The following is a 21,514-nucleotide window of genomic DNA, read 5'->3' as shown; positions in this document are numbered from 1 at the left end:
TTTAGCACTAGCTCGTAATACGAATGCAGACTTGCATCCTTTCTCTACTTGTATGAGCGCTGCCTTCGTAATATTCATACACTGATGAACGGCTTCGGTCAGTCCGTACGACAAGATCAAAGTGCATACAATCAGCTGTACAATTCTTCATGGAAGTTGCAGCATCTCATGTTATGATAGAAGAAACAATCCGTATGAGGAGCGTAGATCAGATGACTATTCATATTCTTACAGACAGCGCAATCGACATGCCTCATTCCATTGTTGAACAGTTGGGCATTACGGTAATGCCGATCGTTGTGACCATAGATAGCGATCAATTCGAGGACGGCATCACCATACTGCCGAAACAGCTGTTCGATGGCATGCGGAATGGCCTCGTGTATAAGACATCTCAAGTGCCGATGGAACGGTTCAAAGAAACGTTCGAGGCGATCGCGAAGGCAGGAGATGAGGCGGTATACATCGCTTTTTCTTCCGAGCTTTCCGGGACGTATGCTTCCTCGCGCATGATGCTTGAAATGGTGCAGGAAGAATATCCTTCCTTCGCCTGCGATATTATCGACACCAAATGCGCATCGCTAGGCTTCGGACTCGTCGTGCATCAAGCGGCGCTCTGGGTGCGCGAAGGTCTGTCCAGAGCAGAGATCACGTCTCGAACCGAACTGCTCGCGAAGCAGATGGAGCACGTGTTCACCGTTGACGATCTGGAATATTTGTACCGCGGCGGGCGGGTCAGCAAGTCGTCCGCAGTAATCGGCGGACTGTTGAACATTAAGCCGGTATTGGATGTGGAGGATGGCAAGTTAATCCCAATCGATAAAGTGCGGGGCAGAAAAAAATCGATTATACGCCTTGCCGACCTGTTGGGAGAGCGTGCTAATTTGGAGGATAAAGAGCAGCTTATCGGCATCGCTCATGGTGACGACGAGGAAGCGTTGGAATCGTTGAAGCAGATGATTCAAGAACGCTTTGGCCTGAACAATTTCATTACCAGCTCCATCGGATGCGCCATCGGCGCTCACTCGGGACCAGGTACGCTAGCGTTATTTTTCAGAAACAAATCATACAAATAAATGGTACGCAGGCTGCTACATATGAACTGAACATCCCCCCGCACACGAAGGAGCGGCCTCACCATAGGCCGCTCCTCATCTTACACTCCCACCTTCGCTATCGCAAAGGGCTTCCTGGCGTCGTCTCATCCGTATATATCCGTACGGAATGCGGGCGGTCGTGCGCTTGGGCCCAATAATACGAGGCAGCCGCGATCCGATCTGGCTTGAACCCCACCAGCAGACCGGGAGCCAATGCTTCGGAAGTGGCGGTGTAGAAGCCGGCTGCATCCGTTGCCCCTTGCTGGTACTTGCCTGAAGCGAATTCGAAGCGTCCGTATACCGCCGCAGTCACCGGCACGTTAGTCTTCGCATCGACCACTTGAAGCGTCACCTTCACTTTGCCGTTATTTACCGCAGCCGCCATGCTGCCGATAACCATTGGCTTTAAATCCGTCGCTCCCGTCGTTGCGCAGCTCTCACCGGACATCGGGCCGACATTGCCTGCTAGGTCGACGGCGGCGACGCGATAACAGTACGTCGTATTCGGGAGCAATCCGACATCCTTATACGACAACCCACGCACTTGAGCCTCATATCCGTCAGGATCGGGTATGAAGCCGGCTTCCGTTCCGCGATAAATCAAATACCTGCTCACTTCCTGATTGTCGGACGCCCTATCGAAGCGGAGCGTAATCTGCTCGTAATCGAGCTCCTCGGCTTGAAGATTTCCAGGCTGAGTAGGCGGCTCCGAGTCCGGCAGCGGATTCCAAGCATAACGGTTCCGGCTCCAATCGGATGGCAGCTCCCTGTACGAGTCGTAATGATGCACGGCAACGCCTGCAAAAGAGGAATACGCCGCAAAGGCGTCGTACACCAGAGCCAACTCCGCTTCCATCGCCACACGCCCCTCTTCCCGGAACGTTATCGTTTCAGGGTCACCGCTGCTGGCGACATCGAGCGTTTCGACTCCGATGACGACCGAATTCACCTTCCCGATGGACTCCGCATAATCCAGCTCGTTCTGCGCCCCTGCGATAATGCCCGCACTGCCGGATGCTGTATCGCGGTAATCCATAATACTAATATAATCGCTTATATCCTGGATGTGCTCGGATAACGGCTTCACCGTTCCCTTCCACTCCACCGCCTTCGTGTTGACATTCGTATCGTACCACCGGGGAATGGCTGGTCCGAAGGCGATTTTCGTTTTGGACACATCCACCCTGCTCTTCATCTTATCCATGAGCATTAAATATTGCTGCTGCAAAAAAGGGGCTCTGTCTGCGAAATCAGGCAATATATAAGGCTCGATATCAATATTGACGCCGTCGAACCGAGCGGCCTCATCTGCTGCCAAATTATAATTGATGACGCTTTCAATTTCGCGGACCGCATCGTCATGATACTGCGGATAGACGGCAATATAAGGCGGTGATGTCCCGCCGGCAATTAACGCATGAACCTGAAATCCCTGTTCATGCGACCACTTTACGAATTCCTCCACCTGTGCCGACTCATCCTCGAGCATCTCCATACCGGCATATTTGCCAGTCGCGTAATAGAGCGTCGTCACGGGCTGAGAGGGGAACGTAGTCGTATCGTTCGCAAATTGCTCCAGCACGTCGCGGGAGCCCGGATTGAGCAGCAATGTGTACGACGACGGCTCCCAGATCCACATGGCGCGGTCCTGACGCGGCAAGACGGCATGCTCTTCTTCCGCACCATTATCATCCACTTCGGACTCGGGCTTCACGTACGTGGTTAAGCTCATCCCGATATTTCCGACACTGTCTGTTGCCCTTGCTTGGATGGCGTAGACGAGACGTTCATCACTGGGTGGATTCCAGAGAAATTCATATCCGCCATCCGTCTGCTGGGCCGTCTGCCACGGCTGTCCAGTCACTCTCACTTCGACACTCGCCACCGGATTCTTGCTGTCTACCGACACCCGTACCTTCACCTGTCCGCTTACGACTTCTCCATCTGCTGGTCCGGTTACCCTTACCTTCGGCTTGCTGAGCAGCGGATTGTCTACCGAGACGGTTATGAACGGTGACCATACACCATATCGAGTCGCAGCATCATTGCCGCGAGCCACGATTTCCATATCCCCGTCATAAGCGGAAGCGTCCCATGTCGCTGTCCATGTTCCCGCATGCGGGCCAAGGGTCGGGATCATTTGCGTACCGACTGTCTCACGGCCCGCCACGGACAGCACGACGTTATACACACCGTCATAACTCCCGGTGATGATGAAGCGCTTGCCCTCCGTTTCCTGAACCTGATCGATGGTGATGAAGGATTTCCCTGCGCTCAGACCCGCACTAGGCATCACAGACACCACCGTTGTCAACAATAGAACCGCACAGCACATTACCTGCACAACAACGCTAAGGCATTTTACGGCACTACGCTTCATCTGAATCACGCTCCACGTTATAGAGGTTGTTAACACTCAATTAATGAGGTTGTTTACCACTTCCCCATTGCATAACGAGGCAGGACGGGAGCAAATTCGGCTGCTTTGTTAAACTCGTGATTATAATTGCACGATCCTGCCTGTTTGCCGGCTCTCATTAGCCGCTTCAATAAAACGGATAATTTCCAGCGTTTCACTCAGCTCGACGGGAACGGCTCCCGTTCGGAACATGGCCATTACCTGCTCCAGCATGCTGGCGTAATACGGTTTGGCGTGCGCGTACACATCGACGTACACCGTCGCTTTCTTCGTATGGACAGTGCCGCCGAACTTGCGGTTCCCTACACGGTTGCCGCGCAGTGTGCCGATACGGCCATCCGCCCATTCGCCGATGACCATGTCATGCCCTTCGCTGGATGCGGCACGGACACTGCGGCAGCCTCGGCCCAGCAAAGCATACAGCATATCCGCCGTATGAATGCCGTACCAGAACAAGCCCGGCTGAGTAGGCTCCAGGTCCGTTGGGCCGAAGCAATCCGCCCCGACGATCCCGTCCGGCGCTACATCCCGCAAGCACTGTGCAATGCTTTCCGCGAAACGGACCGCCGAACAGCTCATAACGGTCACGCCCGCCCGTTCCGCCGTCTCCGCAATCATCTCCGCATCCGCCCTGCATACCGCGAGCGGCTTGTCGATGAACACCGGCTTGCCGTAATCGGCGATGCGCGCGAACAGCTCGCTATGAACGCGCCCGTCCACGGCTTCCAGCAGAATCGCGTCACAGCGCTCCGCCACCGCTTCGGGTGAAGACGCAATCTCAACGCCGTACGATTCGGCCAGTTTCTCCGCAAAGCCTCTGACCCGGTTGATGCTCATGCCGAAATCGGGCGATCCGCCCGGATACGCGATGGTCACCGTACCGCCCTTAACATGATGCGGATGCTCCTTATTGTTCAATAGCTCCGTGAAGTCGACCGCATGAGAGGTGTCGGTGCCGACAATACCGATGCGCAACCACTCCCGGGAATGCACCGGATCGAACACCGCCTTTTTATTTGCGTTACTGTCGTTCATCATGACAATAAGCCCCCCCTGTTCGTATCAATTGGTCCATCTGTCATTTGAGCTGCAACTCAGCAGCACGCGCATACGCCTGCTTATAAATATCGAGCAGCTTCTGCAGTCCGAGATTTTCCGCCTCCTTTACATACTGATCCCAATCGGACAGGGAGCGCGTGCCCAGAATAAACTTGGCGATATTTTCGCTCCGATGCTTCTTAACCGCTTCGCCGGTCAAAGCGAGCACCTCCGTCTCCTGCTCATTGAACGCTGGCTTCGGCTGCAGCTTCGCATCGAACTTGCGCGCTTGTTCGTAAGCCTTCTGCAAATCCTCCGATGCGAGGGCGAGCTGGGAATCATAATCAATCCATGTATAAGCGCCGTTCGTCGCGATGCCCGTCTTTGACCGCAAATCAACCGCATCGGCGAAGTCAGCCTTGAACTTGCGCGTGCCGTCCTCCGTCGTGAACGTTTCGCCTTCTTTCCCCCAGCTCGCGATGACACGAGCTTCCTCGGAATAGAAGAAATCCATATACTTCATGACATCTGTGATGTGAGATGAAGTGGAGGCAACAGTCAGCCCAGTCTCCAGCGTGTGCAAGTACGGATTGAATTGCTTCGCGCCCGCCCAGCCGGCAGGCGGCTCCATGAAGGCCAGATTGAATGACGGGTCGTCCTTGCGCAGCGGGATATTGAAGAAATCAATCCGGCTGATGTAATCGACCGTGATGAACGCTTTGTTCGTCGACACGATATCCTGCCACTGCTTCGTCTGGATGGACAGCCAATCCGGCGGAATAAGGCCGTCCTTGTACATCCGATGCATTGCTTCGACCAATTTTTTATAATTGTCTTGAATCGGACCGTATTCCCACTCCTTCGAGCCGAAATGGTAATAGATGTCGCTGCCCGTCTCAAAGTTCTCCGCCAAGTTGGCGAAAATACCCAATTCTTCGCCGAACCGGAAGCTGAACGGGTAACTGTCCGGATATAGCGTTTTCAATTGTTTTGCCGCTTCGTACAGCTCGTCGTATGTGGTCGGCGGCTTCAGACCGTGCTTCGCGAACACGTCCTCCCGGTACATCCAGATCATCCGGTTCGTCTCCCCGAAGCCTTCATTCGGGAACATGAACAGCTTGCCGTCCGCAGACAACGCCTGCCGCACCATTTCCGGATACTTCTCCATCCACTTCTTGAAGTTCGGCATATCGTCCGCATAATCCAAAATGTTCGCCAACGCCCCCTGCTGACCATACTTGTTGGCAGTCCGGCGATCGGTCATGAACATCAAATCCGGCAAATTGTTCGAGGCGATGACCAGGTTTAACGTATCGGCCAGCTTCCCCGACGGGAGCTGCACGCGGAGGGATACTCCGGTCTTCTCTTCAATCCATTTCCATATCGGCCAATCCTTCTTATACGGGAAGGTTGGATTCGAATCGATAAGCATCGTAAATATCTTTTTATCAGGCGGCTCCCCGCCCTTCTGTGCCATCTCCGCGCCGCTCTTCCCGCCTTCCTTCGCGCAGCCTGCGAGTGCCAAGGCAAGCAGGGAGCCTGCTATCACTACAGCCGTCCACTTCTGAATGCGTGCCGAACCCTTCTTCATCTGTCTCACCCCTTTACCGCGCCAATGAGCGCGCCCTTTACAAAATATTTTTGCAAGAACGGATATACGAGCAATATCGGCAGTGTTGATACCATAATCGTCGCGTATTTCAACGACTCCTCCACGATGAGTTGATCGCCCCCGATTTGCGTGACGTCCCCCGACATCACTTGACCCGCCAGCACCAGATTACGCAGCAGAACCTGCAGCGGAAACAGCTCCGGATCGCGCAAATACAGCAACGGAAAATAGAAGTTGTTCCAGAGCGACACCGCGTAGAACAAGCCGATCGTGGCGAACGAGGCTTTGGACAACGGAACCGCGATGCGGAAGAACAGGCCGAGGTCGTTCAGACCGTCCATCTTGCCCGACTCTTCAAGCTCCTTCGGAATGTTCGCAAAAAAAGTTCGCATGATGATCAAATTCCACGTGCTTACCGCGCCAGGCAGCACCATTGCCCAGACCGTATCGATGATACCCAACTCCTTGACGACGAGAAAGGAGGGAATCATGCCGCCGCTGAAGAACATTGTAAATATAATCATTAACGTGAACCCTTTGTTGAACAGCATATCGCTGCGAGATAACGCATATGCCCCCGCTGACGTTATGACAAGCGCGATGCCTGTTCCGAACACGGTGTATATAATCGTATTCAAGTACGCCTGCAAAATGGACAGATCGCCTAAAACGAGACTGTACATTTTTAGGTTGAAGCCTTTGGGCCAGAGAAATACTTCGCCTCTCATGACGTATACATCCCCGCTCACGGAGATGACAGCCATATAAATAAACGGATACACTGTTACAACGACGACGATTGCCAGGATGAGCGCATTGATGCATTGAAACAGACTAATTTTTTGGGAAAATTGCCTCATGACGCATGCCACCTCCTTCACCAGATGCTTGTATTGCCGACCCTGCGGCTAATCGTATTGGCTGCTATGACGAAGATAAGGCTAATAATGCCCATGAACAGATCAATCGCCGTCGCGTAGCTGTAATTGCCTTGCACGAGTCCGACCCGGTACACGTAGGTGCCGATAATGTCAGCGGTTTCATAAGTGGCCGGGTTGTAGAGCAGAAACACCTTCTCGAACCCGATCTCAAGCACCTTGCCAATATTCAAAATGAGCAAAATGATAATCGTCGGGCGAATCCCAGGCAAAGTGACATGCCACAGCTTGCGGAATCTTCCCGCTCCGTCCATGTCGGCCGCTTCGTACAGCACCGGGTCGATCGTCGTGAGCGCCGCCAAATAAATGATCGTCTCCCACCCGGCATGCTGCCAAATTTCCGAAGCGACATATACAGTCCGGAACCATTCGGGCTCCATCATCACATTCGCATTGGCCGCGCCGAACCATTTCAGCAGCTCGTGGAGAATGCCCCCAGTCGGCGACAGGAACATCACTACCATCGATGCAACGACCACATTGGAAATAAAGTGCGGCAAATAGCTGACGGTTTGCACGAAGCGCTTGAAGAGCGAATGCTTCACCTCGTTCAACAGCACGGCCAACACAATCGGCGCTGGGAACCCGAACGCCAAATTGTACACACCGAGCAACAAGGTGTTGCGCATCAGCTTCATGAAATCGGGATTCTCAAAAAACATCCGGTAATACTTCCATCCGACCCAAGCGCTTTCCTGAATGCCTTTGAACAAATTGTAGTCCTTGAACGAGATGACGATACCGAACATCGGGGCGTACTTGAACACGACATAATATAGCAAACAAGGCAGAAACAACAGCCATAAATATTTGGTCTGATTGAGCTTGCGCAGCAGGTTCTTGTCAGACCGGACGCGAATGTGTCTGATTTCGCATATCCTCCTCTCGTGATCATCTCGTAACAACGACATCGTATTCGGAATGGCGCACCCTGCCCATCGGCAAAGTTTCGGCTCCATCTGCGAATTTGTTAAAATCCGAACATCGGCATATAAATGAGAAAAAAAGAATATTGTGGAGAACTGCGATCACACCTACCATTATAGTGCGATTCACTTATCGCTCATTGAAAAGGAGGAGCTCATGCCGCGCGCACTATCGTTCAAATCGATTAAGCCCCAGAGACGTTCCCTGTTCATGCAATTGCTCGCCAGCTTTTTAGTCATCATTTTGCTGCTGCTGTCATTCCACATGCTGTCGTTTGCATTCTTCCGCTCCCTCATGCAGGAGGAGATCATCCGTTATAATGAAGCTGGCCTGCAGCATGCCGTTGATAACTATGAGCGGCAGCTCGGCATGTTGACAACATCGATGTTAAGTTTATACATGGACGATGCCGTCTCCTCATTTACGCTGAACAACGACCGCATCCGGTACGACATTGCCGACCAGATCCGGATTCAGCTCAAAAAAATGTCAGGCAGCTTCTATCCTTACGTGGACAACATTGCCATTGCGTTCCGCGAACCGAAGCTTGTCATTGAGAAGGACGGAATCAACACACCGGAACAGATGTATGGAAAGTTCTACGCCAGTGCCGACTACTCCCCTTCCTTCTGGATGGAACAGTTCAACCAATCGGAGTCCACTAAGCTGTTCCCAGCAAGAGAATTCTCGGAGAAAGGTATAAGCCAAGCGCTGCGCAAAGGAAATCTTATTCCGCTCGTCGTCAAGAACAAGCTGCAGCGTCATTTTTATGTAAGCGCCTTTCTGAATGCGGACGCGTTCCTTCGCGCCTATCAGCCTCCGGTATCGGATGGATTCGGTATTCTGTCCCCGGATACTAGCTCCCTGTTGTTCGGCACTGCAGAGCATTTCAATACTGCTCAGGCGATGGCCGCTTATCAGAGGGACAAAGAATATGTACACGATGGAGACCTGTTTTTCTTCTACTTAAAAGGACCAGTTACCGGCTCCGTATATGTGAATGTCATCTCTGCATCCAGTCTCTCGGCTCAAATCGCCAAGCTTAATTGGATGCTGATCGGCATTCTAGCGCTTGTTCTCGTTATCGGATTGGCGGCTTCCATCTGGTTCAGCATGCGTATTCATCAACCGATTCGCAGTCTCCTGCGGACAATCCAATTGAAACGCACGGACGCGCTCAAATACAAAGGGATTATGGAGTTAGAGGAAATCGGTTCAAACGTACAACAGCTGCTCATGAGCAATCAGAGCATGAATCGCGATCTGATGCGGAAAAACTCCCTGCTGCGCCACTATTTCTATACGAACAAACTGAAAATGATACATACGCGAAGCGCTGATTTTCAGGAACTGCTGCAGGAAGAACGCCCATACCGTCTGGCACTGTTCAAGCTGTATCGGAAGCAGAGCCACGATTGGACGTCCGAAGCTTCCACAGGACGCACTGCCTATTTCGTGATGGAATTCATCCAATCGTCTTTATCCGCCAAATACGAGGAAGCGCTCGTTTTTCAGATGGAACGAGATCAGATTATCGCATTGGTTATGCTGCGCGAAGAGGAAGAGCCACTTGAGGAGGCCGTCCACACACTTAAGCAGGTTTTCGACCACGATAAAGAATATTTGTTCTTTACGATCGCCATCAGCTCCGCATATGCCTCATCCGCCGAATTCAACACTGCTTACGAGGAAACGATCTGCATGGAGCGGCAGCGCCTGTTTCATGAGGAAACAGAGCTCATCCTCGTGTCGTTGCCGCAGAGTGAGATATCCATGTCCGGTCAGGAGGAGCAGCAGCTGAACGCCGTGTTGGTGAGCGGGAACGAGGATGCGCTGAAGTCTTGGTTAGACAAAATAATGCGCAGATTCCATGATATGCGTGCGACGGGGGAAGACGTACAGCGGTTCACGGATGATTGCATTCAAGCCGTGTACAAAGTTCTCTCTGCCCTCAACTTGCCGACGGAAGCACTAAAGGCGAAGTTTGCTGACTGGGACCATGTAAAAGGAGGATACCACTTGGGCAGGCTGCATGACTATTTGCTCGCCTTCCTGCATGATGCCGCCGCCCTGATTGCCCAGAGGCTGCATGAGGAAGATGCGGTGACGAAGTTCGTGAAGCAATATATTGAAGAGCATTACGGAGAGGACATTTCGCTCGATACCATCGCCGATGAACTGCAGTTGACCAGCGGGTACGTATCCACGTACTTTAAAGAAAAGACCGGCATGAAATTCAGCCAATATGTGAACGACATGCGAATCAGACAGGCGAAGCGGCTGCTGCGGCAGCCAGAACTGAAAATCCTTGATGTGGCGGCGCGTGTCGGTTACCACAACGTGAATTCATTTATACGCATGTTCAAAAACACAACCGGCCTCAGCCCCGGTGAATACCGCAAAAAAATCGACGCGATGCCCGACTGATCGAACGCTATCCTGTTCACCAGCTGCCATGCCCCTGTTGTTTCCATAACCGCTGCCCGCGGTTCTTTTTTTTCGTTTCACAACATGACTCATGTTGCTTGGCAACACAACCACCTCATCATCTCAATATCTCAATATCTCAGTCTCAACATCTCAGTATCCCGCACCTAAGCATCTAAGCGCCTAAGCATCCCTGCACCTTACCGCCCCCCTCCAATACTACTTTGATACGCTCTGCCCTTTCCTTAAACCCACTTTATTTCCTGTACGCTGAAATGCGGCCGTTCTTAGTTCATCATCTTAGCTTCATTCTCCCCGTTCCTCAGAATCCCCCCACGCCTCGCACATTGAAATAATGCAACCATTTCTCAGTTTATCAACTTAGCTCCACACTCCCTTTACCTCAGGAACACTCTACTTCCGGGCCAATGAATGCAACCTGTTCCTTGTTCATCATCCTAGCTACACTCTACCGTCACCTCAGAAACTCCAACTTCCCATACGCTGGATGCACCCTTTCTCAGCTCATCATCTTTGATTCTAGCTCCACCCTGCCCTTTACCTCACTCAGAATTATCCCTTCTATGTGCAGAGCTGTTTCCCTGTGATTCACTACCCCCATTTGGCAGAATCCAACCCGTTGATTAAAGCTTCTGAACTACGGGGAGATTGGGCAAAGACTAAATAGACACGATAATTGTCTTTTCACGAATCTATATACGGGGTAAAATGTCGAGAAAATGGTCCAGATAGAGAAAGCTTGTGTGGTTCTTTAAAGCTTGAAAAATCGGTTTCTTTCCAAGGAAATTCACGCACATCCTGTCGGCCGTTGGAAAATATACAGTGTTAACACCATTTCAAGCAGAGGTTTCATCATTCCACTGGAAATCATCCAGTCAAATCACGCCATTTTTTTCTAATATAGTGGTTTAAGGCTGTTTCTGTTGGATCATTTCCAATGAAAAGCGCCACCGCGGTAATTGAATAAAATTACATTGGACAGATTCCAACGGACTGGATGAGTGCTGAACAATACAAATATAGCCCGTCCTCCTCAGAGGTACGGGCTATCCTATACATGTTCCATTCTTATGCTACGTGCGGCTCTTCGTCATGATGAGATTCCGCATTAGTTGACGGTTGTTTCAATCCGTTAAATAGCAGGTTCAGTATGAGCGCCGTAAACGTACCGGCCACGATGCCGTTGTCTGTCAGTATGCGCATTGTTTCTGGCAAGCTCTCGAATATTTCAGGGACGACCGTAACGCCGAGTCCCATACCGACCGAGCAAGCGATAATGATTAAGTTCTCGTGGCGGTTCATATCGACCTGCGAACCGAGCATTCGGAGACCGCTCGAGACGACCATGCCGAACATGGCGACCATAGCTCCGCCCAATACAGAGTGCGGGATAAGCTGCGCTAAGGCTGCGAACTTCGGCACGAAACCCAGCAACACGAGCAGGCCGCCAGCCACGACGATAACATCGCGCGTCTTCACACGGCTCATCTGGATGAGGCCGACGTTCTGCGAGTATGTCGTGTAAGGGAAGGCATTGAACACGCCGCCGATCATGATCGCGAGCCCTTCCGCACGATAGCCGCGCGCCAAATCCTTGCCGTCCAGATCGCGGTTTAATATTTTGCCGAGCGCCATGAATACGCCGGTCGATTCAGCGATATTGACCATTGCGACGATAATCATCGTCAGTACGGCAGTGACATTGAATTTCGGCGCGCCGAAGTAGAATGGCTGCACGGCATGGAACCAGCCCGCTTCCATTACAGGCGTAAAATCAACTTTCCCCATAAACCCTGCAGCGATCGTTCCGACGGCCAATCCGACTAGAATCGATATCGCACGCAGGAAGCCTGTCGATACTTTATTCATAATGACGATGAAAATAAGCACTCCGAAGCCGAGCAGCAAATTTTCCGGACTGCCAAAATCGGGGCTTCCCTGACCGCCCCCCAGATCATTAAAAGCGACCGGTATAAGCGTCACCCCGATAATCGTAACGACCGAGCCCGTGACAACCGGAGGGAACAGGCGAATCAGCTTGCCGAACAGACCACCGAACAGAACGACGAACAGGCCCATTGCAATGATGGAGCCGTATATATACGGAATTCCAAAATCACTGCCGATTGCAATCATGGGCGTAACAGCCTGAAACGCGCAGCCGAGTACGACGGGCAGGCCGATGCCCGTGAAGCGATTCGTGAACACCTGCAGCAATGTCGCGATGCCGCACATTAACAGGTCGATTCCAATGAGATAAGTAAGCTGCTCTGATGTGAAACCGAGCGCGCTCCCGACAATAATGGGAACGATGACCGCACCCGCATACATCGCAAGCACGTGCTGCAGACCAAGCGAGAACGTCTGCAGCGGATGGCGGTTGCGCTGGAAGACATGGTTGTCGACCTTGCTCATCGAGCCGGCACCTCCTGCTCCTCTTCCACAAAGCTTACTTTGCCGTCTTGAAGAGAAGCGACGCGTACAAGAGATTCGACCCGGTAGCCAGCGTCAAGCAGCATGCTGCGTCCTGGCTGGAACGACTTCTCGATCACGATGCCGAACCCGACTACAGTAGCGCCGACTTGTTCCACGATGCGCGCCAAACCGGAGGCAGCCTCCCCGTTCGCCAGGAAATCGTCAATAATAAGTACACGATCGTCCGCAGACAAATATTTTTTCGATACGGTTACTTCATTGCTCTCCTGCTTCGTAAAGGAATAGATCTTCTCAACGATAATATCATCACGCAAGGTCAATGATTTCTGCTTGCGGGCAAAGATGAGTGGCACGTTCAGCTCCAAGGCAGCCATGACGCCCGGCGCAATGCCCGAGGATTCTATGGTAAGTACTTTCGTAATCTTTTCTCCCGCATAACGGCGAACGAATTCTTTCCCCACTTCGTACATCAACACTGGATCCATCTGATGATTCAAAAAAGAGTCTACTTTCAATACTTGGTTGCTTAGAACTAATCCTTCTTGCATCACTTTATCTTGTAGTTGTTTCACAGAAGGCTCCCCCTTATGTCTTATGTTTGATCTTAAAAGTCTGATTGCGTTCTGCACATCGCGATATACATCCATGCTGCCTGACTCTCATAAATGCACAAAAACCCGATCTATTGATTTCCAAAGTGGAAATAACTAGACCGGGCTAATGAGAAGTCGGAAGCCCCGTTATAAGTATGCGTCACTAAAATCAGCGGGCGCTGTCTCAAACAAGGGCATTCACATTTCCATTAATAATGAACCATATCTCTTGCTAATGAGAGTCAAGAGAAGGATCGTGAATGATGCCGGATGACACGAGCCAATCAGCTCTCTCGTTCAATGTGGCATTCACGTTCAGGTTCCCCGTAGTCCAATCATTTCCGGTGATCGGGTAGAGACGTGCAGGCCTATTCCTGCACATATACGAGAAAAACATCGATATATTGCTCGTTGTTTAATAAAGGCGCCAATTCCTCCTTATTAAACATGCGTGCTATTAATATGTTGTTTGTGTAGTATACATCAAGATATGGTTGAAAGAAAGTAGAAATTTCTGAAAAGAGTCCAGCTTTCTTTCACTTTCCAAATCCTTACTGATTCATCGACCACTGTTCGACGTCCCACACCTTTGATATCCATCCTTCATAGAAATCAGGCTCATGGCATACGAGCAGAATGGTGCCTTTATATTCCTTCAACGCACGCTTCAGCTCTTCTTTCGCGACAACGTCTAGATGGTTCGTCGGTTCGTCGAAGACGATCCAGTTGCTTTCATTCATGAGCAGCGTGCACAGACGCACCTTCGCCTGCTCTCCCCCGCTCAGCATGCGGAGCTGACGGGTAATATGCTCGTTCTTCAATCCGCAGCGCGCAAGCGCGGCCCGCACTTCATGCTGGTTCATATGCGGGAAGGCATTCCACACTTCATCAATAGGTGTGCCTGCTTGCGCTTTAACTTCTTGTTCAAAATAGGACGGGTACAAGAAGTCACCCAAGTACACCTCTCCGCCATACGGCTTAATGACGCCCAACATCGTCTTCAGAAGCGTCGATTTACCGACCCCGTTGCAACCGACGATCGCAATTTTGTCACCGCGCTCAATCGAAAAGTTAAGTTCCGGCAGCAGCGCACGATCGTAACCTACCTGTAAGCCCTTCGCCTCTACGACAAGTCGGCCGCTGGCGCGGGATTCCTTGAACACAAACGTCGGCTTGACCGCTTCCTCTGGCCGATCGATTCGTTCCAGCCGATCCAGCTGCTTCTCGCGGCTCTTGGCACGACCGGAAGTCGAATAGCGCGCTTTGTTGCGCTGGATGAAGTCTTCCTGCTTCTTGATAAACTCTTGCTGCTTTTCATAAGCACTAATATGTTGACTTTTGTTAATTTCCGCCATATCTAGGAATTTATCGTAGTTAGCCGTATAACGCGTCAATTTGGCGAATTCCAAATGGTAGATCACGTTCACGACCTTGTTCATAAATTCCGTATCATGGGAAATAAGCACAAAGGCATAGGGATAATTCTGCAAATAACTTGTCAGCCAACCGATATGCTCTACATCCAAATAGTTGGTCGGCTCGTCCAATAGCAATACATTCGGCTGCTCCAGAAGCAGCTTCGCAAGCAATACCTTCGTCCGCTGTCCGCCGCTTAAGCTCGCTACATCCCGCTCGATGCCGATTGCACCGAGACCGAGACCGTTCGCCGTTTCTTCCACCTTCACATCCAGCATATAGAAGCCGCTATGATCCAATTCCTCTTGTATCTCGCCCATCCGTTCAAGCAACTGCTCGAGCGTATCCGGATCAGCATCCGCCATCTGATCGGCGATTCCCATCATTTCTTTTTCCATTTCATACAACGGAAGGAATGCGTCCTGCAGCACTTCACGAATCGTCTTGCCCGGCGTAAGCTTCGTATGCTGATCCAAGTAGCCATAACGAACCTTCGGGGTCCACTCGACTTTCCCGTTGTCCTTCAATACTTGTCCCGTCAAAATATTCATTAATGTCGATTTGCCCGCACCATTCGCGCCCACCAGACCGACATGCTCTCCCGGCAGAAGACGGAAGGATACATCATTAAACAGTTCGCGTCCGCCATAGCTGTGACCTAGCTCTTCAACCGTCAATAAACTCATAACGTGTTCAGTTCTCCTATCACAATCATCTAATCTTATTCGTTACCGTGATGCGTACAACAGGCCGTCCGGAAACGAACACAACTTCCCCGATCCTCCTTTAGAATTAGCAAATTGTCAAGAAAAAGATAAAATAAATAATTATATTTTATATAGTAACTATATTTATTATAGTGTATACTGTCAGTATCAATCCTTTGAAGTAACGATACACTATTTGAATATGGAGGGACGATAACAAATGAATACACATTCTACAGACACTCATATTGGCCATGTTCATTTATATGTTGCCGATCTGACACGCTCCTTATCTTTTTATCGCGAAGTGATAGGGCTGCAATTGCTCCGCCAGCAAGATCGTGTCGCTGAGCTGACCACCGACGGCAAGCGGCCCATACTGATCATTGAGCAGCAAGCACAGCCATTGCCTAAGCAGCCGCGCACCACTGGCTTGTATCATCTTGCCATTTTGGTACCGAGCCGCCAAGATTTAGCGCACACGCTCACCCATTTGCTGCACACGGGCTATCCGTTGCAGGGCGCGGCAGACCACCAATTCAGCGAAGCGATTTATTTATCCGACCCTGACGGAAATGGAATCGAGCTGTATGCCGATCGTCCGCGCTCGGAATGGGCGTGGAGCGATGGTGAGCTGCCCTTCGTCAGCGATCCGCTAGATGGAGACGGGTTGTTGGCCGCGGCGGACGATACGCCGTGGACCGGTCTTCCATCCGGTGCGATCATCGGTCATGTCCATCTGCACGTCGCAGATTTGCAAGCGGCGAAGACGTTCTACTGTGATGGACTAGGATTGGACATTACGATCCCATTCCGCAACCGGGCGCTGTTCGTCTCGGCCGGAGGATATCACCACCATATCGGACTTAACACGTGGAATGGCGAAGGGGCCCCTGCACCCGCTCCAGAAAGCATCGGGTTGAAATGGTTCTCCCTCGTCTTTCCTGACGACGCAGAACGTCAGCAAGTGCTGCAGCGGTTAGCGGAGATTGGAGCACCTGTGAAGACAGAGAACGAGATTCCGTTCACGCGCGACCCTTCAGGCAATCAAATACAATTGCTCACGTCCCGCTGATGAATTGGCATTGCGCCATTCACGTTGAATTTCAGCATTAACAATAAATATCAGTTATCAGGAAAGTGGAATTATATAACAAAAGCCTTCCCTGCATATACGGGAAGGCTGTCCAAGTCATATGTGTTCTATATTATTCAAACAGCGTCATCTGCTCCAGCGGCATTGGCGGAACATTCATATGAAGCAACTTCATAAGCTGCTTCGCATTGGATGCTGCGTCGCCGCCTGAGTTGTTGTTGAAGATAACCCAGCATTGCTTCGTGGATTGCAGCAAGGTGTGCAGATACTGCTTCCATTCTGTCAGTTCTTGTTCCGAATACCGGTACAAATAGCGGACTTCCCGCCAGTTCGGCTGGCTGGACGATTGCCAACCGGAATCGTTCCGTCCATGCAAGCGTACCATCGTGGCTCCGTCATGCGTTGGCTCAAGCACGGTAGGCACCGAGCCTTCGCCTACCTGCGGTTCGTCGCACACGCTGTGAATCCAGCCTTCCTCACGCATAAAAGCGAGTGTTCGCTCGCGCATATCAGGAGCAAACCAGCTTTGATGGCGAAATTCCAATGCCAGCGGCAAGCCATCCATCCATTCACTCGTCCGGCGCAATATTTCCACATGCTTGCGCGCACAGTTGAACCATGGCGGGTATTGGAATAGAACCGCCTTCAGTTTCCCCTCAGCGCAAAGCGTCTCCGCGGCATCCCGGAACACCATGAACATCGTCTTCGCGTCATCGAATGGAATCTTCCCCCGTGAATGTCCGGTCATGCCTTGATAAGCCTTAACGATGAAGCCGAACTGCTCCGGCGTTTGTTCGCTCCAGCTTATCATGCGCTCTGGGGTCGGTACCGCATAGAACGAGCTGTCGAGCTCCACCAACGGGAAATGCGAACCGTACACGCCAAGCTTCTCGTTAGCTTTCGTTCCGGGCTCATATATGGCATCATGATCTCCCCATCCGGCCAGACCAATCTGAATTCGCTGCTCCGTATTGAGCTCATTTTCATTAAAAGGCATACCTATCGTCTCCGCTATCTTTTTCTCCCGCCCTTATCTCCTCTGCCCTCGACTGAATTCAAACATCAGAGGCAGGTCGTTACTGATATTATCGTCATTTCCAGAGTACAATGCAATCTTCTCCCGTCGTGGCGGCGGGTTACAAACCGGGGTAACACTTTTGCGCAAATGAATAGCTTTCTATACTTCTCATTCGAATGATATGGCTATGAATCTAATCATAAAGCGTACAACTAGTCTTGTATCAGCTAGGTTAGGGCATAACAATTTCGCTGAATGGGGAACCTGACAATGCGACATACAATGGTTGCAATTTGCACATTGTAGCAATAATATTATTCGTGTTACTATATATAAGTTAGTCCTAATTCAAATTATAATTATAATGACTTCTATACTTATTCAGCAGAATGAACCGAAAGGATGATCCCTTCGCATGAACAACAAACAGACGTTAACATCAGATGAAACGATGCGTTCCCGCCATTCAGTTCGCAAATATGTGCCCAATGTCCGTATCCCTGAAGCCGAACTGAACGAAATATTGGAGCTTGCCGGAACGGCGCCCTCTTCTTGGAACTTGCAGCACTGGCGCTTTCTCATCATTCAAGAAGAAAAGAACAAGCAGCGCATGCTCCCGATTGCCTATAACCAACAACAGATCGTTGACAGCTCTGCCGTTATCGTCGTCCTTGGCGATACGCAAGCCAACCTTGTGGCGGATGAAATCTATGGAGCGGCTTTGAACGCTGGCGCGATTACGCAACAGGTGTACGATACGCTTCTGGGCAATATTCAACGCGCATACGCATCCTCCGCGACGCTTGGCGTCGAGGAAGCCATCCGCAACGGCTCCTTGGCCGCGATGCAGCTGATGCTGGCTGCCAAAGCAAAAGGCTACGATACGTGTCCTATCGGCGGATTTAACCGCGTTGAACTTGTCAAGGCATTCCAGGTTCCTGACCGTTATGTGCCTGTCATGCTGATTACATTGGGACAGGCGGCTGCCCCAGCTCATGGCTCAGGACGCTTCCCGATTGAACGCACCGTCATTCTTGAGACATTTGCTGCGTCTTCGAACGAATAAGAACAACTTCTCTGTTCCAAGCGTCTGAGCGATAACTGATCAGGCGCTTGTTTGTTACATAGTTACCTATGCACTCCGACAGTCTTTGCAAGTCGGCATCATCATTGCAGCAGACGAAGCATGGCGTACACCTTGCGCTCAACACACGTGTGTATTGCTCACGCACATAGAGCTGCGCTGAGCCATCTCCGTCCAGGAAGCAGGCGATCCATTTGCAGGGCCATCATTCACAATCGCAACGCTCAACAGATTACCTTCGTAAAAGAAGCCTGCATTGATTCCCATATAGCCGCTGTCCTTCACGTTCGTCGCTATCGAGAACGGTTCAATATTATCTGCTGCAGTTTTTACGATATGAAGCTGAATCTGTTCTTTGCTTGTAAAGGTCTCGTACTGATACAAGTTAGGGCCGGGACCTTGCCGGAGATGAAAAAATCCAAAAATGACGATGATAAAAAGAGCCAAGATAATAGAGAGCGATACGTATGTTCTGATGTCGATTTGGCGATTGTCCATTCAACTCCAACGCATCTTCACGACGAGCTCACAGCAACTCTGCGATTCTTCTTCTGTTTTAAAAATTAGCTGAATGCCTTCGGGGGAAAATTTGACCGCCAAGGCGGAGCTTGCGCCCGCACCGCGAATGATTCGGAGCACTTCCAGATCATTGCCGCGCTGCGCAGCATCCATAATGTTGCTCGCCAATTCCTTGGACTGCCGAATCCGTTCCAGTACTTTGGCAGCTTGCTGAGCAAGTTGATGAGAATTCGCCGCGGATGTGATAAATAGCGACGGATTGACAGGCGGGTATTCATCCGGCCGAAACGGAGGCTGAGTCACAGGACGCACAGGTTGTACGGATCCGATACGTTGAATCGAGCCGATGCGGTAAGTAACTCCTGGCACATAAGGTGACATGGATTCACTCCTTTATTGTTAAAGATTATTATCGTTCCTAATTTAATATATATGACAGCCTATGAGTAGTGAGAAAAAGATGTGCCTTTTTAAAAAATACTCCAATCATAGCGTTCGGACAACGCTGCCAGCAATTGTACGCCTGCGACACTGTTCCCCTTTTCATTCAGAGAGGGACCGACGAGACCGATGCCCATTTGTCCCGGAATAAGCGCAAGAATTCCGCCCGACACCCCGCTCTTCGCCGGAATGCCCACATGAATTGCGAATTCGCCTGAAGCATTGTACATGCCGCACGTCACCATGAACGAATTGACGATTTGTACATAATGTCTTGGGATGAAGCATCTTCCCGTCACCGGATCACAGCCATGATTGGCCAGCACGAGCGCCATCCGAGCCAACTGCGTCGTGTTCACTTCAATGGCACATTGGCGAAAATATACGTCCAGCGTAGGCTCCACGTCATCCTCTAGAATGCCGTTATCCTTCAAAAAATAAGCGAGCGAGCGATTGCGATGCGCAGTCGCCTTCTCGGACTCATAGACGTGCTCATTCCACATCAACGTGTCATCGTCAGCCAACGTACGCACAAATTCCAGCATGCGCTCTGCCTTCTCACGCGGGCTCTGGCCTTCAATGAGCGAGGCAATCGCAATGGCACCCGCATTGATGAACGGATTGAACGGCTTGCCGGGATCCACTAGCTCCAGCTTCAGGATCGAATTGAAGTCATCGCCTGTAGGCTCCATGCCTACCTTCTCGAACACCTTAGCCTCTCCGCTATCCAATAGAGCCAGCAGCAGAGAGAACACCTTAGATATGCTCTGCATCGTAAACTTAAAGCCGCAATCACCTGCATGAGCCTGCTCACCTTGCGTTCCTAACAGGGAAATGCAAAGCGCATCGCGCGGAGCATTTGCCAAGCCGGGAATATACGTGGCGACTGCACCTTTTGCTGCTGTCTTCCTGCTCTCCTCCAACCAATGGGGAAGCTCCTGTTCTAGCTGCTGCCAATAGGTAGACATATGTGCTGCGCTCCATTCCTTCCGATAATATGCTTCTTTGTTCACAGTCGTTCACGATTTGAACATGCATTTATAGAGTGTCATTTACGATGTGGAACCATTCATTGAGGGCATTTCGCCAACAGACGACTGTCACTGCGCTCCTTCTTCACTTCTTGAATATCTGTTCTGCAATCCAGCCGATGATGTCCATGATCTCTATTAGCATATCATTTCCAAGCGCAAAAAAGGACCCTATTTCCACTTCAGGAAAAAGGGTCCTTCGCACGTTATTGAATGATTCCGGGACGATGCCAATCCGGTTCATGTGTAAGCAGGAACTGCTCTGTCGTGAGATAGAGCGGGATCGGGGGCACTTCCTTCAAATAATGCCGCTGCATTAACAAATCGTAATGCACCTGCCGGTTCCGGGTACCGGTCATGACGGGCAAATCTTTATGCTCATCCATATAATCGTCAACCGCGGTCTGAACTATATCCAAATAAAGAGGGATGAGCATATCATTCTCCTCGAAAATTTCATACGTATAACGGGACATATAGAACTTCTGATCCGATACGCCGCCTAAATAACGGCTGATACGCTTCAGATCAATACTTTGGTCCTCTTTCAGCAAAGTCGTGCGTTGAATTTGTTCAGGCATGTCGTTCTCGAACTGAAGCACTGCTCTTTTTACGTCTTGCAAGGACACATGTACAGGAGCATTCTCTTGTTTCTGTTGTTGTTTCCGACGTTTAAACCAGAGCATGTCTGAAC

At 50.8% G+C, this 21,514-nt stretch carries 17 protein-coding genes and 1 riboswitch; of the genes, 4 read left to right on the top strand and 13 right to left on the bottom strand.

The features are described 5' to 3' along the window. The first annotated feature begins 212 nt into the window (after positions 1-212). On the top strand, positions 213-1,076 hold the full coding sequence (locus M3650_RS01935) for a DegV family protein (protein ID WP_251571878.1): 864 nt from the start codon (positions 213-215) through the stop codon (positions 1,074-1,076). A gap of 97 nt (positions 1,077-1,173) precedes the next feature. Here M3650_RS01935 and M3650_RS01930 read toward each other — a convergent pair whose 3' ends face one another. The 5 genes from M3650_RS01930 to M3650_RS01910 form a co-directional block, all read right to left on the bottom strand. Then, on the bottom strand, positions 1,174-3,477 hold the full coding sequence (locus M3650_RS01930) for an Ig-like domain-containing protein (RefSeq protein ID WP_251571876.1): 2,304 nt from the start codon (positions 3,475-3,477) through the stop codon (positions 1,174-1,176). 120 nt (positions 3,478-3,597) lie between these two features. After that, positions 3,598-4,551 carry a Gfo/Idh/MocA family protein gene (locus tag M3650_RS01925; RefSeq protein ID WP_251571998.1) on the bottom strand — a complete coding sequence of 318 codons (954 nt, stop codon included), beginning with the start codon at positions 4,549-4,551 and terminating at the stop codon, positions 3,598-3,600. 43 nt (positions 4,552-4,594) lie between these two features. Continuing rightward, positions 4,595-6,145, bottom strand: coding sequence for an extracellular solute-binding protein (locus M3650_RS01920; protein WP_251571874.1), 1,551 nt, complete (start codon positions 6,143-6,145; stop codon positions 4,595-4,597). A gap of 5 nt (positions 6,146-6,150) precedes the next feature. Continuing rightward, positions 6,151-7,026 carry a carbohydrate ABC transporter permease gene (locus M3650_RS01915; RefSeq protein ID WP_251571872.1) on the bottom strand — a complete coding sequence of 292 codons (876 nt, stop codon included), beginning with the start codon at positions 7,024-7,026 and terminating at the stop codon, positions 6,151-6,153. Between the two features lie 17 nt (positions 7,027-7,043). Continuing rightward, a complete protein-coding gene (locus tag M3650_RS01910) occupies positions 7,044-8,063 on the bottom strand; it encodes an ABC transporter permease (RefSeq protein ID WP_251571870.1) in 1,020 nt (339 codons plus the stop codon). Between the two features lie 124 nt (positions 8,064-8,187). On the opposite strand from M3650_RS01910, the gene M3650_RS01905 reads away from it, so the two are divergent. Continuing rightward, positions 8,188-10,458 (top strand): helix-turn-helix domain-containing protein, encoded by a 2,271-nt coding sequence (locus tag M3650_RS01905; RefSeq protein ID WP_251571868.1) that lies wholly within the window; start codon positions 8,188-8,190, stop codon positions 10,456-10,458. A gap of 1,089 nt (positions 10,459-11,547) precedes the next feature. On the opposite strand, the gene M3650_RS01900 is transcribed toward M3650_RS01905, so the two are convergent. From M3650_RS01900 to M3650_RS01890, 3 genes are all read right to left on the bottom strand, one after another. Further along, positions 11,548-12,894, bottom strand: a complete 1,347-nt coding sequence (locus M3650_RS01900; RefSeq protein ID WP_251571866.1) for a nucleobase:cation symporter-2 family protein — start codon at positions 12,892-12,894, stop codon at positions 11,548-11,550. Then, positions 12,891-13,487, bottom strand: coding sequence for a xanthine phosphoribosyltransferase (locus M3650_RS01895; RefSeq protein WP_233695500.1), 597 nt, complete (start codon positions 13,485-13,487; stop codon positions 12,891-12,893). The genes M3650_RS01900 and M3650_RS01895 overlap by 4 nt, the downstream gene beginning before the upstream one ends. Before the next feature lie 328 nt (positions 13,488-13,815). Beyond that, positions 13,816-13,916, bottom strand: a riboswitch (purine riboswitch). 143 nt (positions 13,917-14,059) lie between these two features. Further along, positions 14,060-15,610 carry an ABC-F family ATP-binding cassette domain-containing protein gene (locus M3650_RS01890; protein ID WP_251571865.1) on the bottom strand — a complete coding sequence of 517 codons (1,551 nt, stop codon included), beginning with the start codon at positions 15,608-15,610 and terminating at the stop codon, positions 14,060-14,062. A gap of 241 nt (positions 15,611-15,851) precedes the next feature. Between M3650_RS01890 and M3650_RS01885 the strand changes: the two genes are divergently transcribed. Beyond that, positions 15,852-16,706 (top strand): VOC family protein, encoded by an 855-nt coding sequence (locus tag M3650_RS01885; RefSeq protein WP_251571863.1) that lies wholly within the window; start codon positions 15,852-15,854, stop codon positions 16,704-16,706. 133 nt (positions 16,707-16,839) lie between these two features. Here M3650_RS01885 and M3650_RS01880 read toward each other — a convergent pair whose 3' ends face one another. Next, positions 16,840-17,724, bottom strand: coding sequence for a DUF72 domain-containing protein (locus tag M3650_RS01880; RefSeq protein ID WP_251571861.1), 885 nt, complete (start codon positions 17,722-17,724; stop codon positions 16,840-16,842). A gap of 436 nt (positions 17,725-18,160) precedes the next feature. Between M3650_RS01880 and M3650_RS01875 the strand changes: the two genes are divergently transcribed. After that, complete coding sequence (locus tag M3650_RS01875) at positions 18,161-18,811, top strand: nitroreductase family protein (RefSeq protein ID WP_251571859.1); 651 nt, start codon at positions 18,161-18,163, stop codon at positions 18,809-18,811. A gap of 138 nt (positions 18,812-18,949) precedes the next feature. Here M3650_RS01875 and M3650_RS01870 read toward each other — a convergent pair whose 3' ends face one another. From M3650_RS01870 to M3650_RS01855, 4 genes are all read right to left on the bottom strand, one after another. Then, positions 18,950-19,327, bottom strand: a complete 378-nt coding sequence (locus tag M3650_RS01870) for a hypothetical protein (RefSeq protein ID WP_251571857.1) — start codon at positions 19,325-19,327, stop codon at positions 18,950-18,952. Then, a complete protein-coding gene (locus tag M3650_RS01865) occupies positions 19,328-19,729 on the bottom strand; it encodes a YuzC family spore coat inner layer protein (RefSeq protein ID WP_251571855.1) in 402 nt (133 codons plus the stop codon). 89 nt (positions 19,730-19,818) lie between these two features. Further along, a complete protein-coding gene (gene glsA / locus M3650_RS01860; RefSeq protein ID WP_251571996.1) occupies positions 19,819-20,757 on the bottom strand; it encodes a glutaminase A in 939 nt (312 codons plus the stop codon). 269 nt (positions 20,758-21,026) lie between these two features. Continuing rightward, the gene (locus M3650_RS01855) at positions 21,027-21,506 is read right to left on the bottom strand and encodes a DUF3939 domain-containing protein (RefSeq protein WP_019425104.1); all 480 of its coding nucleotides are present in this window, start codon (positions 21,504-21,506) and stop codon (positions 21,027-21,029) included. Positions 21,507-21,514: the final 8 nt, after the last annotated feature.

It is taken from the genome of Paenibacillus sp. MER TA 81-3 (assembly GCF_023713585.1).
Classification (GTDB): Bacteria; Bacillota; Bacilli; order Paenibacillales; family Paenibacillaceae; genus Paenibacillus_B; species Paenibacillus_B profundus.
The sequence above is the reverse complement of the archived record's forward strand: the minus strand, read 5'-3'. Positions and strand labels throughout refer to the sequence as shown.

Bases quoted from the DNA above. Each gene is read 5' to 3' on its own strand.
- M3650_RS01910 (WP_251571870.1), bottom strand. From the start codon at position 8,063: ATGGAGCCGAAACTTTGCCGATGGGCAGGGTGCGCCATTCCGAATACG.
- M3650_RS01880 (WP_251571861.1), bottom strand. From the start codon at position 17,724: ATGCCTTTTAATGAAAATGAGCTCAATACGGAGCAGCGAATTCAGATT.
- M3650_RS01855 (WP_019425104.1), bottom strand. From the start codon at position 21,506: ATGCTCTGGTTTAAACGTCGGAAACAACAACAGAAACAAGAGAATGCT.
- glsA (WP_251571996.1), bottom strand. From the start codon at position 20,757: ATGTCTACCTATTGGCAGCAGCTAGAACAGGAGCTTCCCCATTGGTTG.
- M3650_RS01930 (WP_251571876.1), bottom strand. From the start codon at position 3,477: ATGAAGCGTAGTGCCGTAAAATGCCTTAGCGTTGTTGTGCAGGTAATG.
- M3650_RS01925 (WP_251571998.1), bottom strand. From the start codon at position 4,551: ATGAACGACAGTAACGCAAATAAAAAGGCGGTGTTCGATCCGGTGCAT.
- M3650_RS01865 (WP_251571855.1), bottom strand. From the start codon at position 19,729: ATGTCACCTTATGTGCCAGGAGTTACTTACCGCATCGGCTCGATTCAA.
- M3650_RS01890 (WP_251571865.1), bottom strand. From the start codon at position 15,610: ATGAGTTTATTGACGGTTGAAGAGCTAGGTCACAGCTATGGCGGACGC.
- M3650_RS01885 (WP_251571863.1), top strand. From the start codon at position 15,852: ATGAATACACATTCTACAGACACTCATATTGGCCATGTTCATTTATAT.
- M3650_RS01920 (WP_251571874.1), bottom strand. From the start codon at position 6,145: ATGAAGAAGGGTTCGGCACGCATTCAGAAGTGGACGGCTGTAGTGATA.
- M3650_RS01900 (WP_251571866.1), bottom strand. From the start codon at position 12,894: ATGAGCAAGGTCGACAACCATGTCTTCCAGCGCAACCGCCATCCGCTG.
- M3650_RS01915 (WP_251571872.1), bottom strand. From the start codon at position 7,026: ATGAGGCAATTTTCCCAAAAAATTAGTCTGTTTCAATGCATCAATGCG.
- M3650_RS01875 (WP_251571859.1), top strand. From the start codon at position 18,161: ATGAACAACAAACAGACGTTAACATCAGATGAAACGATGCGTTCCCGC.
- M3650_RS01935 (WP_251571878.1), top strand. From the start codon at position 213: ATGACTATTCATATTCTTACAGACAGCGCAATCGACATGCCTCATTCC.
- M3650_RS01870 (WP_251571857.1), bottom strand. From the start codon at position 19,327: ATGGACAATCGCCAAATCGACATCAGAACATACGTATCGCTCTCTATT.
- M3650_RS01905 (WP_251571868.1), top strand. From the start codon at position 8,188: ATGCCGCGCGCACTATCGTTCAAATCGATTAAGCCCCAGAGACGTTCC.